The organism is Nocardiopsis sp. iso_238 (assembly GCF_056173325.1).
In genome coordinates, this window is record NZ_CM149668.1 from 3,991,611 (window position 1) to 4,007,559 (window position 15,949).

Annotated in this window: 11 protein-coding genes and 1 tRNA gene; 4 read left to right on the forward strand and 8 right to left on the reverse strand. The window is 71.8% G+C overall.

Annotation, left to right across the window (positions count from 1 at the left end):
- Positions 1–29 precede the first annotated feature (29 nt).
- Positions 30–995, reverse strand: coding sequence for a 3-oxoacyl-[acyl-carrier-protein] synthase III C-terminal domain-containing protein (locus tag AC0VYL_RS18080; RefSeq protein ID WP_475480956.1), 966 nt, complete (start codon positions 993–995; stop codon positions 30–32).
- 712 nt (positions 996–1,707) lie between these two features.
- Between AC0VYL_RS18080 and AC0VYL_RS18085 the strand changes: the two genes are divergently transcribed.
- Together AC0VYL_RS18085 and AC0VYL_RS18090 are read left to right on the forward strand one after the other, a co-directional pair.
- Positions 1,708–3,447, forward strand: coding sequence for a helix-turn-helix domain-containing protein (locus AC0VYL_RS18085; protein ID WP_475480957.1), 1,740 nt, complete (start codon positions 1,708–1,710; stop codon positions 3,445–3,447).
- A gap of 321 nt (positions 3,448–3,768) precedes the next feature.
- Positions 3,769–4,350, forward strand: a complete 582-nt coding sequence (locus AC0VYL_RS18090) for a GNAT family N-acetyltransferase (RefSeq protein ID WP_475480958.1) — start codon at positions 3,769–3,771, stop codon at positions 4,348–4,350.
- 461 nt (positions 4,351–4,811) lie between these two features.
- Here AC0VYL_RS18090 and AC0VYL_RS18095 read toward each other — a convergent pair.
- From AC0VYL_RS18095 to AC0VYL_RS18115, 5 genes are all read right to left on the reverse strand, one after another.
- A tRNA-Pro gene (locus AC0VYL_RS18095) sits at positions 4,812–4,885 on the reverse strand.
- 72 nt (positions 4,886–4,957) lie between these two features.
- The gene (locus tag AC0VYL_RS18100) at positions 4,958–6,736 is read right to left on the reverse strand and encodes a hypothetical protein (protein WP_475480959.1); all 1,779 of its coding nucleotides are present in this window, start codon (positions 6,734–6,736) and stop codon (positions 4,958–4,960) included.
- Positions 6,733–8,565, reverse strand: a complete 1,833-nt coding sequence (locus tag AC0VYL_RS18105) for a hypothetical protein (protein WP_475480960.1) — start codon at positions 8,563–8,565, stop codon at positions 6,733–6,735. Before AC0VYL_RS18105 ends, AC0VYL_RS18100 begins: the two co-directional genes overlap by 4 nt.
- Before the next feature lie 133 nt (positions 8,566–8,698).
- On the reverse strand, positions 8,699–9,634 hold the full coding sequence (locus tag AC0VYL_RS18110; protein ID WP_475480961.1) for a hypothetical protein: 936 nt from the start codon (positions 9,632–9,634) through the stop codon (positions 8,699–8,701).
- A gap of 159 nt (positions 9,635–9,793) precedes the next feature.
- A complete protein-coding gene (locus tag AC0VYL_RS18115; RefSeq protein ID WP_475480962.1) occupies positions 9,794–10,492 on the reverse strand; it encodes a gamma-glutamyl-gamma-aminobutyrate hydrolase family protein in 699 nt (232 codons plus the stop codon).
- A 671-nt stretch (positions 10,493–11,163) separates the two neighbouring features.
- Here AC0VYL_RS18115 and AC0VYL_RS18120 point away from each other — a divergent pair.
- Positions 11,164–12,924: a TIGR03767 family metallophosphoesterase gene (locus AC0VYL_RS18120; protein WP_475480963.1), complete on the forward strand. Its 1,761-nt coding sequence runs from the start codon at positions 11,164–11,166 to the stop codon at positions 12,922–12,924.
- Here the strand turns inward: AC0VYL_RS18120 and AC0VYL_RS18125 are convergent.
- Positions 12,921–13,847, reverse strand: coding sequence for an EamA family transporter (locus AC0VYL_RS18125; protein WP_475480964.1), 927 nt, complete (start codon positions 13,845–13,847; stop codon positions 12,921–12,923). The two genes, AC0VYL_RS18120 and AC0VYL_RS18125, sit on opposite strands and share 4 nt — an antisense overlap.
- A 96-nt stretch (positions 13,848–13,943) precedes the next feature.
- Between AC0VYL_RS18125 and AC0VYL_RS18130 the strand changes: the two genes are divergently transcribed.
- On the forward strand, positions 13,944–14,843 hold the full coding sequence (locus AC0VYL_RS18130) for a LysR family transcriptional regulator (RefSeq protein WP_475454326.1): 900 nt from the start codon (positions 13,944–13,946) through the stop codon (positions 14,841–14,843).
- Between the two features lie 19 nt (positions 14,844–14,862).
- On the opposite strand, the gene AC0VYL_RS18135 is transcribed toward AC0VYL_RS18130, so the two are convergent.
- On the reverse strand, positions 14,863–15,927 hold the full coding sequence (locus AC0VYL_RS18135) for a glutathione S-transferase family protein (protein WP_475480965.1): 1,065 nt from the start codon (positions 15,925–15,927) through the stop codon (positions 14,863–14,865).
- Between the last annotated feature and the right edge of the window lie 22 nt (positions 15,928–15,949).

The following is a 15,949-nucleotide window of genomic DNA, read 5'->3' on the forward strand; positions in this document are numbered from 1 at the left end:
AGGCTCGGGCGTCGGGGGACGCCGCCGGCCTAGGCGGCCTGGACGACGGCGCACGACCAGGTGAACCCGCCACCGCCGCCGACGACCAGGGCGTACTCCCCGGGTGCGAGTCGGTCCGCCTCCGCGAGGTAGGCGAGGTTGGCGAGCATGTCCCCGGCTCCGAGGTGGCCGCTGCCCTCGGACAGGTTCACCACCTCGGCGCGGAAACCGCCGTTGGTCACGGCGCCGTACATGAGGGAGAGGATCCCGTCGCCCAGCCGGGGCAGGACGACGTAGCGGATCCGCTCGTCGTCGGACCGGAGCCCGACCCGGTCGAGGGCGGCCGCGACGACGTCACGCACCCGGGAGGGGGCGGTGTCCCGGAACCCCTCACCGCCGTGCGCCTCCATGTAGGCCTTCTTCGGTCTGCGCACATCGACGCGTCCCCCGTGGAACAGCGGGGCCGGTGTGAAGGCGTCACGCCCCCGGTACATGGACTCGAACCCCGCGTCGGTGACGAACTCCAGTGCGCGTAGGACGAGGCCGGGGCGGGCACTTTCCGGGTCGAACCGGCCCAGGACCGCCGCCGTACCGGCGTCGCCGTAGGCCACTCCGTAGTCGGCGTTCCACCGGTCGAAGGCGGGTCCCCGGAAGGCGTCCGCCGTCGTGACCAGGGCACGGCGAACGCCCGGATCGGCCAGGAGCCGGTCCGCGGCGATACCCAGTGCGGCGGCTCCGGCGTTGGACAGCTGCTGGACGCCGACGGGGAACGCCCCGGTGGCCCCGATCCGCCGGGCGACGTAGTGCGCGGGGGACCAGAAGTCGTGCCCCTGGTGGTAGATCCAGCCGTGCGCGACGATGTCGACGCCCTCCGCTCCCCGCCCTGCGGCCTCCAGGGCCCGGTGCGCGGCCGCGACAGCCATCTCCGGAGCGGACGTCGCGGAGACCGGTACACGAGTGGTGCCCAGCCCGCGTGCGGCCTCGGCATCCAGCCTTCCCGCACTCACCGCGGACACGGCGGTCTCCCTGCCCTGAGGAATCCAGGTCGACACTCCTTCCAAAAGCAATGGAGTGGAGAGGCCCATCCGACTACCCCCTTTCAATTCAACGCCCGTTGCGACACGAGGTGGCACGGGCGACGACGCACAAGGGACGCCGACTGGGAACTGGAATCCGTCCCGGGCCTCAACAAATTTCACACAGGCCATCTGGCCAGTCAATACTCATCCGTGACGCACGAATAGCGCATTCATGAGGCGTCCCCGACCGGGACCCAGGAGCCCGGGACTTCGTGACCACCTTCGGCCAAGCACATTTCTCGGGCGTTTATCACGTAGACCAACGCACAATCAATGCTTACAACAATCAACGAAACGGGAAATCAAGTGATTTAACTCACAGCCCACCACAGCCCGCCTGACCGGCACATTGCTGCACAGTGTGCAATATCCACAAGCTGAACTGGCTGTATACAAAACTTCGCCACAGGAGTCGGGGCGAACTTCACCTGGGGCCACCCTTTGGCTACTGCCCCCCGGCACTGCGACCCCCACCCAAAACCGGGTTCAAGGAACCATCCGAAATACCCTGACGCATCGTCACGATCACCCAGCGCCACTCCGGCTCCGGTCACGAATCATTACCCGAGAAACTCAGTCGAAATCCCACGAGGGTCCGGATAATCTCGTTGGAGAAGAGTCATTCACCAATCCCCAGCGCGAGGGCGACATGAAGACTAAAGACCCTGTTCAGCTATCCCAATATCGCCGCCGTGTGGGACTGACCCAGGAGGACCTCGCCAGGGAACTGGAGGTCAACCGGTCGACCGTCGCCCGCTGGGAGAAGGGAACCTCCGTCCCGCGCCCCCAGCTTCTGCCCGCTCTCGCGCGTGCGCTGCGGATCCCGATCTCGGATCTCAAGGAGCTCTACGCGGTCACGGTCGCGGACGGGCTCTGGGAGGCCAACAGCGCGCCGAACAGCACGCCCAAGTCCCCGAGGTGGCGCGGAGCCCACTGCTGGACCGAGCTCTTCGAGCCCTTCCTCGAGGCGCGAAGACCGAAGCCCACCCTGGCCAACAGGGCTCAGGCGCCGCGGCCGTCCCTGGCGGAGCGGCGCCGCTTCTCCGGTCTCACTCAGGGCGAGCTGGCCGAGCGCCTGAACGTCGCCCGGTCCACCGTCACCCGATGGGAGCGCGGCCTGACCCGACCGAGCCTGTCCCAGCACCGACGGTTGGCGGGCCTGCTCGGGATCGCCACCGACGAGCTGACCGCCCTGCTCGACGGCCACGCCCCCAGGGCCTCCCTCCCCCTCCCGCACGGCGCCCCCGTGACCACCGGGGGGACGGCCACGCCCCCCGCACCGGTGCGGCACCTGGAGCTGGTCGGCCCGCCCAGCGGCGGGAACGAGCGGCAGGAGAGCGCGGAGATCCTGAACTCGGCGGAGTTCCTGCTCTCCGAGATGAACCGGACGGACACCCACTACATCGCCGCGCGCGTCCACGCGCTCGCTGCCACGGTCGACCACTACCGCGCCGACTACGCACTGTTCTCCCCGGTGCAGATCATCGCGGCGCTGACCCCGCTGATCGCGGAACTCCGGTCGCTGTCGCACGCGCAGACCCCACCGGAGGCCCGGCCGGCGCTGACGCTGGCCATCGGCACCTCCACGCTCATGGCCGCCGCCGCGCACACGTCGCTGGGCTGCTTCCGCGAGGCGGCCGGCTGGCACCAGGTGGCCGAGCGGCACGCCCGCATCTCGGGCATGAGGGAACTGAGCTACCACGCCCACGCCCGGAGCTCCCAGTTCAGCTACCACTTCGGTGACCTGGCCGCAACGACCACCCACGCGCGCGAGGTCCGGTTCGTACCGGACGGGCCCCGGCGCGAACGGTTCCTGTCCGCGAAGATGTTCGCCGACGCCAACGCCGCGCGTGCGCTGGCGAGGATGGGCCAGCGGGAGGAGGCCCTCTCCTCGGTCGAGTCGGCCTGCGCCTGGGAACCCGGTGAAACGGGGAGCAACGACTTCTTCGCGTTCTCCCGGCGGAACCTCCTGGCCCTGCTCTCCGGCGCCCTGCTGAACATGGGCTGCTCGCGCTACGGGGCGCCGCTGTTGGAGCAGACCCTCCTCCTCTACGGGGACGCTCCCGCGGGGTGCCGGAGCGACCTCATCTCCCTGCACTTCGACCACGCGAACGCGCTCGGCGCCGAGGGGGAGGTCGCGGCGGCCGCCGACGAGACCCGGAAGGTGCTGTTCTCCTGCGACGCCGAGCACCTCGCGTTCGCCCTGCACCAGGCCCGGGCCGTACTGCGCACCCTCATCCTGAGGGATCCGGGGGCGTCCGCCACCCGGGAGGTACGCGACCTCATCGCGCACCTGGACGAACAGTCGCGCGTCCGAGGGGAGACCTCCGCCCCACCGGGTTCGGGGGGCCCGCGACTGGCGGTCGCCCACAGCCGGGGGCCGCGCTGAACACCGGTTCCCCAGGGCGCCCGGGGCGGGCGCGGCGTACGAGGCGTCCGCCCCTCCGCTTCACCCGTGGAGCCGTCGGGCCTCCTCGATCACGTCGAGGTGGCGGCGTGCCCACCCGCACAGCGCGACCGAACAGCGGGAACCCCCGAGCAGGCGGAGCACCATGACCGTCCTGAGAACCTAGACCCGGTGTGGAGCGACGACGCGGAAGCAGCCCTTCCGCTTCTGGACCGGATCTCCGGAGAACGGCCGCGCCTGCGGATGACCTCCGAGCCCGCGGAAGGGCGATCACTTGAGTGAACGCTGTGTCATCCTGGCCCCATGACCATCGACGTGCGCCCCGCAACGGTCTTCGATGACGTCCGAACCCTGGTGGGCCCCACATCGCCCGGGGCCAACGTGTGCTGGTGCCTGAGCTATCGGATCCCGTCCAAGCTCAACAAGGACCTCCTCGGCCCCGCCCGCGGTGAGTACGTGGCTGAACTGTGTCGCGAGAATCCTCCGCCTGGGGTGCTCGCCTACGACGGCGGAGAACCGGTCGGCTGGGCCGCCGTAGCACCGCGCTCAGCGACCTCCTTCGCCCGGAACCGGAAGATTCCGCACATCGACGACCTTCCGGTCTGGTCCCTGTGGTGCATCCGGGTACGCCCCGGCCACCGCAAACAGGGAATCTCACGAACGCTGATCACCGGAGCCGTCAAGTTCGCCCGTTCCCACGGCGCACCAGTGGTCGAGTCCTATCCCCTGGACAACGGCGGCGCCAGGGTGGATCAGACGATGGCCTATCCCGGCCTCAGGAAGAACTTCGAGCGCGCCGGGTTCGTCCACGCCGCCGACACCACCTCGGTCCTGTCCGGCCACCCCAGTGTCCTCATGCGGCGGGATCTGCGGTCGGATCCCTGAGTCGAGCGATGGACCTCGGACAACTGGGGCAAGGCTCGGCACACGTTCGCAACGGACACTGTGGACGTCCACGACCACCTCGTCCCGGACCGCTTGGACGAGGTGGTCGACGTGAGGGGTTTCCACACGGCATCGGGGGAAGTCGCGGCTGGCCCACACAGGTGACTGGAGTCCGAGCAGATGCGTGCCAAATGAGCGGCAGCGAATCGGGGTTCTTGGTAATCACCGTTATCGACGAGTCTGGAACCCATGGTCCGGCTGCGCTGTCTCTGCAACCCATACAGGTGGGGACATCTGGCCTTGGGTCGGCCAGGACATCGCGCACGTGACGAGTAGCTCCGGAACAGTGGAAATTCAGGCTCAAGAAGCTCAGTACAAGGTGAAGGCCATACTCCATAGCCCCCCGGTTCCTCTCCCAGACACGAAGAAGGGCGTCCACCTGAGTGAACGCCCTTCGCCAGTCGGGACGGCGGGATTTGAACCCACGACCCCTTGACCCCCAGTCAAGTGCGCTACCAAACTGCGCTACGTCCCGGCCGCTGGGCGGTGCGTCTCCGCCCCGCCAACAGGTGAAACTTTACCGCATGCGCGAGGGCGCTCGAACCAGTCAGTCCCGGGGTCCGGGGCCCACGCCGACGACGTGGGCCCGCTCCCCCACCGCGAGCCCGGACACCACGACCGCCCCCGGGGCCAGGGCCACACCGAAGGCCGATCCGTCCGGAGCCAGTCCCTCGGCCGCGGTGTCGAGCCGGACCGCCGTGCCCTCCGAACCCCACGTGCCGACCAGCAGGTGGAGCCCCGGGGATCCGCCGTCGACCGTCGTGCGCTCGACGCCGTGGACGGCGGCGAACAGGTCGGGCCCCGCCGCGACGGCGTCCGGGTCCAGGGCCAGCTCGGCCTCCTCGGGTGAGAGCTCGTCCGCGAACTCGAACACCAGGGACGCCACGGGTTCGGTGGTCGGGTCTCCCTCTCCCGGCGGGACGACCACCGGCCGTTCGAGGCGGTACTCCACCCGTCGGGCGCCCTCACCGGACTCGGTGAACAGCAGCCGCTCACCGTCGACGGGGTCCACCCGCGCCGTGCCGTCCTCGCTCAGGTCCGAGGCGATCAGCGCGCCGTCCCTCCCTCGGAGGGCCAGCGCACCGGGCTCGTCGCCACCGTGGCGGGCCACCACCGCCCAGCCGTCCGGGGCCGACACCAGTTCCTCCACGGGGCCGGGGAGCTCGGCGCGCTCGTACCAGTCACCGCGCGCACCCAGGACGCGGACCGGGTTCTCTCCCCAGTGCGGACCGGCCTCCTCGCAGGTGTCCGGGACCAGGATCCTGGTACCCGCGACCACCGGCGCCCCCACTGGAACGCATCCGTCCGGGGTGCCCGCGTGCGGCTGCTCCTCCCCCGACTCGTGGTCCCGGAGGGTGAACGCGCCGTCCGCCCCCGTCAGGACGAACGTGGCGTTGGTGAGCGACACGCGCTCCACGGGGTCGGGGACGCCGTGGTGTCCGACGAGCCCGCCGGTGTCGGTCTCCAGGATCGTCAGGGCCCGCCCCCGGTCGGTCCCGCTGTCGTCCCGGTACAGCACCCCGACGCGCCCCGTGTCCGGGGAGACGCCCGACCACAGGACCTCACCCACCGGCCGGAAGTTCCAGCGTTCGGTGCCGTCACCGCTGTCCAGCGCCCACACGCCGCTGTCACCGAGCACCAGCACCCCGGTGGCGGTGGCCACCACGTCGACCGCGCCCTCCTGCGGGTGTTCCCACACCCAGGTCACCTCGGTCCCCGCGACCGGCTCCTCCGCCTCCGCGAGCGGAGCGGCGAGTGTGTGCGTCAGCCGGTCTCGGTCGAGGACCGTGGGAACGGCGAACACCGCCAGGGCGACGAACGGTGCGAGCGCGGCCAGCGGGGCCCCGCTCCGGGGGCGGCCCGGGGCCGGAGGCTCGGGGCGGCCGGTCACCGCGAGCGCGGCGGCACCCGCCACCAGAGCCACGGCCGAGAGGAACCACAGGTGGGAGAGCCAGCCGACGTCGGTCAGGACGTCGGGGACGGGAGGCTCCCGCCCCTCCCGGGAGCCCGGCGCCTCACGCAGGGCCAGCGCGAGGGCCAGTCCGAACACCAGTGTGGCGACCGCCCGCACCGGACCCGACCTCTCACCGGGCCCGGAGAGCGGGTCGTCCTTCGCGGAGCGCCGTGAGCGTCCGCCCAGGGCCCAGGCCGCGACGAGCAGGAGCACGGCGCCTCCCAGAGCCCGGTGCAGTGGGCCCGGCCGGGCCCACTCCGCCGGACCCGCCGCCAGCAGAACGACCAGCAGCAGACCTCCGGCCAGGGCGGAGCCGGTTCCCGCCCACGCGAGCGGCGCCCACAGCCCCTCCACTCGGATCCGACGCGTCACGGAACCAGCCCCTCCACTCGCGTGCCGCCCTCGTGCTCGTCCACCAGGGCCACGACCGCCCCGGAGACCCCCGCGAGCTGCCGTACCTCCCCCGGAGCGCCGAGGAAGATCCTGTTGTCCAGCCCCGTGCCCAGCCGCTCCCCCGATGAGACGGCCAGGACGCTGACCGGCTCACGTCCCTCGGCGTCCTGCCCTCCGTCCGTGAACAGCACCTGGTCCACCAGGGCCACGTGGTCCTCGACGAAGACGTCCTTGAGGAACCCGCCCGCCCCGACCACCACGGTGCGCTCCCCCGAGGCGTCGACACGATGGATCTCGGCCCCCTGGTCGGCCCGGGTGACGAGCACGTCCACGCCCCCGGGGTCCGCCGCGACCACGCGCTCAGGAGAGAGGGCGTCGTCCTGTTCCAGGGCTCCGTTCGCGAAGTCCAGGAGCACCTCACCGGAGTCCAGGTCCAACAACAGGCCCCGCGCACCCAACGACGCCTCCACGACCATCGCCCTCCCCGAATCGCCGGTCCTCCGCGCCGTCCAGGATCGGCTGGGGACGAAGACGTCCCCCCAGTCCTCGCGCTCGTGGCTCCACGACTCCTCGCCGGTCCTCAGGTCCACGGAGACCACGCGGAACTCCGTGGGGACCTCGCCGCGCCAGACGAGTTCACGGATCTCCGCCCCTCCCTCGGCGTCGACGTCCCCGCTCACACAGACGACCGCGTAGTCGACCGTGTCCCGGCGCACCCGGGGTCGGCCGCCGTCACAGAACTGGTCCCCGTCCGACCCCAGCGTCCGGTGCCACAGTTCCTCACCGGTCACCGCGTCCCAGGCGCTCAGGCCCGGGGCCCGGTCGGCCCTCCTCTGGGCCCGCCAGTCCTGGTGGACGCGGACACCATCCGACCACCCCAGGAGGCGACCGGTGTCGCCCCCCTCCAGGGGCATGGCGTACTCGGCCTTCCGTTCCCCGGTGACCAGGTCGAACGCCTCCGTGACGGGGGCCGCCTCGGTGTCGTCTCCCGTCACCGGCGTGTACGTGAGATACGCGCGGTCGTAGCCGACCCACAGCGAGATGTCCTCGTCGTCGGCGTCACCGGAGGGGCGCCGGTACGACCACACCTCCGCGCCGTCGGTGCCGTCCAGGGACACCACACCGTCCCCGAGCACCACCAGGGGGCCGTGGGCCCCAGCCGCGATCCGATCGATCTCGGCGTCGTGGTCCGGACGCCAGGTCCACCCCGTCCCGCGCACCCGGTCCGGGACCGGGGCCGTGTCGGGCCGTTCCTCAGCGACGGTGTGCCGGGCCCCGGTCCCGTCACCCGGCCCGACGAACACCGGTGTGAGAACCCCGATCAGGACCACGGTGAGCGCGCCCGCGCCGAGAGCGGTCAGGGAACGGACACGGGGGGCGGCGGGGCGCCGAACGGAGGTGAGCAGGAGCAGCAGGCCGAGCGCCACCGCGCAGACCACCAGGCCGGTGCGGAACCCGCTCGGCGTCAGGGTGGTCGGCCCGGAGGCGTCAGCGCCCAGGAACACGCCGTTGGCCGCGACGAGGCACACGACGACCGCTCCGGCACCCACCAGGATCACGTGGTCCCAGCCGCCCTCCGCGTTCGGATCCTCGTCGAACGGCGGGCGGCGCCAGCGGACGCAGACCATCAGGGCGAACGCACCGATCAGACAGGCCCAGAACCAGCCCCAGCCGGTGGTCGCGAACAACCCCGTGTCCCGGCCCGCCGGGTGCAGGGCCAGGGTCACCGCGGCCAGGGCCAGCGCCCCCGCGACCACTCCCGCCCCGGTCCACGCCAGGACGCCCTCCATGCGCCGTTCGCCCGCCAACCCGCACCGCCCCGTTCGTGGTCTGAGGCCCCGAGAGCCCGCAACGACACGAAAAAGTAGCAGCGACGCCGGTGTCGCGGCTGCCCGGGGCGCCCGCAGTCCTCCGGCCGGGTTCCGGGTCGCTGACCGACCGCTAGCCGAAGAGGTCGGGGCGGTGGCGGCGGGCCTCGGTGACCAGCGGGTTGTCCCACCCGCTGGACCCGGCGGCCTGGAAGGAGACGGCCACCAACTCGGCGCCGGTCCCGGGGTGGCGGGGCTGGGAGGCCAGGACGGTGCGCATGCGCGCGGCCTGGTCGGGGATGACGCGTTCGCCCCAGCCCACCAGGCCACGGGACTCCAGATCCTTGACCTGCACCTGTTGGCCGCCGACGTCGACGCCCGGACCGGCGGCGACGCGGTCGACGGTCTTGCCGACCTGCGTGGCGTCCCGCCAGCGCAGGCGCACCTCGAAGCCGATGTGGTCGCGCAGCTCCACGCCCGCCGGGGAGATCACCACGACGGTGCCGTTGAGCATGCGCCGGGTCTTGACGACGGGGAGGACGGCCAGGCAGAGCGCGGCGAGGGCGCCGACGACGATGCCGCCGGTCACCCCGCTCCCCGGGTTGGCCGTCTCGAAGAAGATGGACGACAGGACCAGGACGACGAGGAAGAACACGCCCAGGAGCGGGCTGAACGCCACCAGGTAGCGCAGGTAGGTGCCCGCGTCGCCCTCGGGTCGCGCCGTGAGGGTTCCGGGCTCGCCCGGCAGCGCCCATCCCGGCGCGCGCGCCCATCCGTGGGGCAGGCCCTCCACCGGGACGTGCTGCTGGTGGCCCTGCTGCTGGGCGTGCCCCTGGTGTCCGTGGGGGTGGTGAAACCGGGGTTGCTGCTGCTGGAATTGCTGCGGAGGGTGTCCCTGATACGACTGCCCGTACGGAGCCTGCGGTTGCTGGGGATACGGCTGCTGGGGCTGCCCGTACGGAGCCTGCGGCTGCCGTGGGTGCGGCTGCTGGGGGTACGGCTGCTGCGGATGGCCGTACTGGCCCGGGTGCCCTCCGTTCCATCCCCCGTCCTGCGCTGGCCAGCTCACGGCCGCACCCCCCGGGTCCGCCCCGTCCACGTGGTCCTCTCCATGGTCTCCCCGTTCGTTTCCGGCCCTGGCCGGGACCCGTCGTCCCGGCCCACGGGCGCCAGCAAAGTGTGCCAGCGCGGACCGACGGGTTCATCCCCCGCAGGTCGGAGAGGGTGCTCAGCGCTCAGCGGCGCGTTCGGTCAGCCAGTCGAACAGGCTGGGGTCGGCCCCCATCTCCGGGTGCCACTGGACGCCGAGCACGTTGGACACGTCCGTGTACTCCAGAGCCTCGACCGTTCCGTCCTCGGCCCAGGCGGTGGCGGACACGTTCCGGCCCAGGTCCGCCACGGCCTGGTGGTGGTAGGTGGGCACGTCCATCAGGGTGCGCCCCAGAACCCGCGCGGTGCGGGAGTGCTCGGCGACGGTGACCGGGTGGGTGTCGAAGACGCCGTCCCGCTGACAGTGCCCGGAGTGCCCCACGAGGTCGGGCAGGTGCTGGTGGAGGGTCCCGCCCCGGCCGACGTTGAGCAGCTGCATACCCCGGCACACGCCGAGGACGGGCAGGCCCCGGGCGAGCGCCCCGGAGAGCAGGTCCACCTCGGCGGCGTCCCGGCCCACCCGGACCCCGTCGGTGTGCTCGCCGGTCGGTGCGCCGTACCGGTCGGGGTCGATGTCGCCGCCCCCGGCCAGCAGCAGGCCGTCCAGCCGGTCCAACGCCCCGGCGATCCCGGCCACCGGGGGGAGCAGCAGCGGGACCGCGCCGCTCGCCGCCACGGAATCCGTGTAGTACTGCGGCAGCAGCGTCGCGGGCAGGTCCCAGGCCGGTCCCCAGCGGGCACGCTCCGCGTAGGCGGTGATCCCGACGACGGGTGGCATGGGCGACCTCCTGTGGTTCCGGGGTACGGGTTCGGACGGCTGGAGCGCGGTGACGTGGGCGCCGGATCCCGCCGTCCACGAGGAAGGGCGCGGTGACCCGTCAGTCGTCGTCACCGGCCGGGTGGGCGACGGCGGCAATCTCGAGGACCGTCGCGGAGGGGCCCGCGATCCATCGGAAGGCTCCGCCCCCGGCCACCCTAGCGAGCGAAGGATCACGGCTGAACCTCTCGGGTGGCGGGAGCGAGGTCGCGAACGAGGCCGTGTCCCGGGACGGGCCGTGGGACCAGCAACCTCTGGGAGGAGGAGACCGGTGGAACGGCCCGGGTGCGTCGAGTCCCACCGCCGGAAGCGCACCCAGATTGACCGCATCCGGCCAAACATGAGAAGTACTCATCTTTGTGACGGCTCACCACAGCCCAGGGGAACGGCCCGCCACGCGCCGATGACGCGCGGGCGGACGACGGGTAATCACTCTCAGTGATCATCCTCCCGCGTTCCCGTAAGCGGAAGGGACCGAACCGATGATCGTACCCACCGGCCCCCGAAACCCCTCGGACCGGGTCCGGTACCCGTGGCCGTGCACCCGTTGCCGCCAGCACTGACTTCGGCCTTTAATGACGGCGCCCCGCTCTCCCCTCAGGCCCCCGCAGGGCCGAAAGGACGCCGCCACCATGGCCTCCCTCAACCGGCGCGGTTTCCTCACCGCCTCCGCAGGACTCGGGTTCGCCCTCGGTCTGCCCGCCCTCCCCGTCTCCGCCGCGACCCACGACCGGCTCGTCCGGGAGACCCTCGACCGGGTCGCCAACCCCGAGGGCACCACCTTCGCCGAGGTCGCCTCCCCCGTCGGAGACGGCTACCGTCTCCTCACCGCCGGTCCGGGCTGGCCGCTGCACGTCCGAGAGGACCTGGTCCCCGCGCAGTCGGGCCGTGACGAGCGCCGCGTACCCCTGAGCGCCTTCGTCCAGTTCACGGACCTGCACATCCTCGACGTGCAGAGCCCCGTACGGTTCGAGTACACGCACCCGATCCTCGGCTCCAGCGCCCACCGCCCCCAGGAGGCGCTCGCCATGGTCGGGGCGTCGGCTCTGGTCGCCCGGGTGAACTCGCTCAGGAACGGTCCGGTGACCGGCCGCCCCTTCGACTTCATGATGACCACCGGCGACAACACCGACAACCACGAGCAGATCGAGCTCGAATGGCTGATGTCGATCCTCAACGGCGGCTCGCTCACCCCCGACACCGGCGACCCCCACCGGTTCGAGGGAGTGCAGAACTGCGGCTCCGAGCTGTACTGGCAGCCCGAGAGTGAGCGGAGCGACCGGTACAAGTCACGGGGCGGGTTCCCCCACCTGCCCGGGTTCCTGGCCGCCGCCACGGCCGAGTTCAGCAGCCCCGGCCTGGACGTCCCCTGGTACTGCACCGTGGGCAACCACGACAACACCCCTGCGGGCACCCTTCCGGCGGGCACCCTCGGTGACGTCTACGTGGGTGACCGCAAGCTGATGTTCGCGGACGACCGGGTGACGACGGAGATGGCCGAGGCCATGACCGACGAGGACCAGCTCGGAGCGGTCCCCGACGAGGTCGAGCACCCCGACCCCGACGCGGTGACCACCGCCGCGCTGACCTCCACCGTCACCCCGGACGAGCGGCGGACACCCTTCGACACGGCGGGCTTCGTCGCCGCCCACCTGGCGGAGGCCAACACCGGCCCCGGGCCGGTCGGGCACGGGTTCACCGAGGACAACGCGGACGGGGTGAACTGCTTCTACAGCTTCCGGATCGCCGAGGGCATCACCGGGATCAGCATGGACACGACCACGCTCGCCGGCCTGGCCAACGGCTCCATCGGCAAGACGCAGTACGACTGGCTGGAGCGGACCCTGCGCGCCTCCAGTTCGGTCTACTACGACCTGCTCGGTCGGCGCCGCACCCAGCAGGTCGGTGACGAGCTGTTCGTCCTGTTCAGCCACCACACCAGCGACACCATGACCAACCCCCTTCCGGACCGGCGCCGCCCGGCCGAGATCCGCTACATCGGTGACATCCTGGTGCGCATGCTCAAGCGGTACCCCAACGTGCTGGCCTGGGTGAACGGGCACACCCACTACAACAAGGTGCGGGCCCACACCTCCGGCACGCCCGAGCGCGGGTTCTGGGAGATCAACACCGCCTCGCACATCGACCACCCGCAGATGGCCCGCAGCATCGAGATCGTGGACAACGCGGACGGCACGATGTCGCTGTTCACCACGCTCCTGGAGGCGGACAGCCCGTACCAGGTCGACCACGGCGACTTCTCGGCGGACGGGCTGGCCTCGCTGTACCGGGAGCTGTCCGTGAACGACCTGTACGCGGACCCGGCCAACTACGGCGAGCCGCTGGACCGCAACGTGGAACTCCTGGTCGCCGCCCACCACCCGGGGCGTTAGGTCCTGCGCGGGTTCCCCGGGTTCCCCGACGAGTGCGGGGAACCCGCGTCCACCGCCTTCGCCCTCCCGGACCGGCCGCCCAGGGCCGTGAGCGCCACGCCGCCCACGAGGAGCCCAGCCGCCACCAGGCTCAGCGGCCGGATTGCCTCCCCGAGGAACACCGCCGCCGAGGCCATCCCGAACACCGGGACCAGGAGTGAGTACGGCGCGACGGCCGAGGCCTCGTTCCGCCGCAGCAGGTAGCCCCACGCGCCGAAGCCGAACACCGTGGCCGCCCAGGCCACGTAGAGGATGGCCCCCGCCCCGGCCAGGTCCAGTTCCCGGACGGCGGCCAGCCCGGCCTCGGGGCCCTCCAGCAGCATCGACAGCGCGAAGAGCGGTAGCGGCGGCACCACGCTGACCCAGACCATCCAGCTCAGCGCGTCCGGCGGGGCCGCCCTCCGGGTGATCACGTTGGACAGCCCCCAGAACGCGGCAGCCGCCACGACCAGCAGGAACGCGGTCAGCGGACCCGATCCGCCGTGGTCGTGGGCGGCAAGGCCGATCCCCACCAGGGCGACGGCCATGCCGAGGTAGCGGACCGGGCGCAGGTCCTCCCGGAGGAAGAGCACCGCGAAGAGCGCCGTGAACACCGCCTGCACCTGGAGGACCAACGAGCTCAGTCCGGCGGGCATCCCGAGGTCCATGCCGGTGAAGAGCAGCCCGAACTTGGCCACTCCCAGCACCAGGCCCACGAGGACGACCCAGCCGAACGCGACAGCGGGGCGGCGTACGAAGAAGATCGCGGGCAGGGCGGCCACGACGAACCGCAGGGCGGAGAACAGCAGCGGCGGGAAGTGGTCGAGGCCGACCTCGATCACCACGAAGTTGAGCCCCCACACGGCGGCGACCAGCACGGCGAGCAGGGAGTGGGTGGGACGCATGCCTCCGATCATGGCGCCGACCACGCTTTAGCACCAGCGAAACCTTCTACTAGATTGGTTTCACCATTGCTTAACGATGATCCGTGAGGAGCCCCCGTGCTCGACCTGTCCCGGCTCCGGGCGTTGCACGCCGTCCACGTCCACGGCTCGGTCAGCGCCGCCGCCAAGGCGCTGGGCTACACCCCCTCCGCCGTCTCCCAGCAGGTCACCAAGCTCGAACGTGAGACCGGCACCCCTCTCCTGGAACGTCAGGGGCGCGGTGTGGTGCTCACCGACGCCGCCGGAATGCTCGTGGACACCGCGGCCCGGATGCTCGCCCTCATGGAAACCGCCGAGGTCACCCTCGAGGAACGGCGCGGCCAACCCTCGGGCCGCCTCACCGTGGCCGCCTTCGCCACCGCCGCCCGGGGCCTGCTTCCCCGCCCCCTGGCCGAACTGGCCCGGAGGTACCCCGACCTCGACCTGCGCGTCGTCGAGGAGGACCCGCACACGTCCCCGCACATGGTCGCGCAGGGAACCGTGGACCTCGCCGTCGTGCACGACTGGGACATCGCGCCGATGACCGTCCCCGAGGGGGTGGCCCGCACCGCGCTCGGTGAGGACCGGTGCGACGTCGTCCTTCCCCGCGACCACCCCCTCGTCGAACTCCCCGTGCTGAGCCGCCGGGACGTGGCCTCGGAACGCTGGATCTGTCAGCCGCCCGGAACCGTCTGCCACGACTGGCTGACCCGCACGCTGCGCCCGGTGCGCGGCGAACCCGACATCGCCCACTTCGTGGCCGAGTTCCAGACCCAGCTCGCTCTGGTGGAGGTCGGGCTGGGCATCGCCCTGGTCCCCCGCCTGGGGCGGGGCGCCGTGCCCGACTCCCTGGTGGTCAAGCCGCTGGAGCCCGTACCGGTGCGCGGGGTGTCCGCCCTGTGGCGGGAGGGCACCTCCCGGCGGCCCGCCGTCACCGAGGCCGTCCGCCTCCTGCGCGAACACACCGTCCTCCGCTGAGGCCGGAGCCCGTCGGTGGTCAGCCCACCGGGGCGTCCCAGGTCCCCCCGGCCGCACGGTCCTGGGCCTCCAGTGGCGGGACCCGTTCGGACGCGGGCACCGGGCCGGGCGCCGTACCCCTGCCGAAGGGGCCGCCGCCGAGGGCCTCCCTGCCGTGCGGGGTGAGCCAGGCGCGGGGGTCCGGGCCGATCGCCACCACACCGGACGGGTTGAGGGCCGTGTGCACGCGGTAGTAGTGGACCCTGATGTGCTCGAACTCGGTGGTGTCCCCGAAGCCCGGGGTCTGGAACAGGTCCCGCGCGTACGCCCACAGCGCCGGGTACTCCGTGAGCTTGCGCCGGTTGCACTTGAAGTGGCCGTGGTAGACCGCGTCGAACCGCACCAGGGTGGCCCACAGCCGCAGGTCGGCCAGGGTGACGTGGTCGCCCACCAGGTACCGGCGGTCGGTGAGGCGGTTCTCCAGGGCGTCCAGCCGGGCGAAGACGGCGGAGACCGCCCGGTCGTAGCGCCGCTGGTCGGGGGCGAACCCGGACCGGTAGACGCCGTTGTTGAGGTCACGGTAGACCTCGGCGCTGACCGCGTCGATCTCCGCGCGCAGCGCCTCGGGGTACAGCTCCGGAGCGCCCTCCCGGGCCAGGTCGCCCCACTCGGTGGCCATGTCCACGCTGATCTGGTCGTAGTCGTTGGACACCAGGTGTCCGCTGGGCACGTCGACCAGGCCGGGCACGCTCACGCCGCCCTCGTAGGCGGGGTCACGGGCGAGGTAGGCCTCGCGCAGGGCGTGGATGCCCAGCACCGGGTCGCGGTCTCCGGGACTGCCGGTGCGCTCGGTGAACACCCAGTGCGGATCCCCCTCGATGATCTCCTGGACCGGGTCGGTGACGGCCAGGGAGACGGCCCCCTCCAGTCCCATGAGCCGCCGGGTCATCACCACGCGGTGGGCCCACGGGCAGGCCCGGTTGACGACCAGCCGGTAGCGCCCCGCCTCGGCCGCGCGCCCGAAGCGGGCGTCGGCGGTGACCCGGTCGGCGAAGGCCGCCGGGTCCCGTTCGATCTCCTCGGTGGGAAGCTTGTTGGCCCTCATACCGGCTACCTCCGACGCTGTG

Excerpts from the sequence above, each read along its gene's own strand:
- AC0VYL_RS18125 (WP_475480964.1), bottom strand. The coding sequence starts at position 13,847 with ATGCGTCCCACCCACTCCCTGCTCGCCGTGCTGGTCGCCGCCGTGTGG.
- AC0VYL_RS18085 (WP_475480957.1), top strand. The coding sequence starts at position 1,708 with ATGAAGACTAAAGACCCTGTTCAGCTATCCCAATATCGCCGCCGTGTG.
- AC0VYL_RS18135 (WP_475480965.1), bottom strand. The coding sequence starts at position 15,927 with ATGAGGGCCAACAAGCTTCCCACCGAGGAGATCGAACGGGACCCGGCG.
- AC0VYL_RS18090 (WP_475480958.1), top strand. The coding sequence starts at position 3,769 with ATGACCATCGACGTGCGCCCCGCAACGGTCTTCGATGACGTCCGAACC.
- AC0VYL_RS18120 (WP_475480963.1), top strand. The coding sequence starts at position 11,164 with ATGGCCTCCCTCAACCGGCGCGGTTTCCTCACCGCCTCCGCAGGACTC.
- AC0VYL_RS18115 (WP_475480962.1), bottom strand. The coding sequence starts at position 10,492 with ATGCCACCCGTCGTCGGGATCACCGCCTACGCGGAGCGTGCCCGCTGG.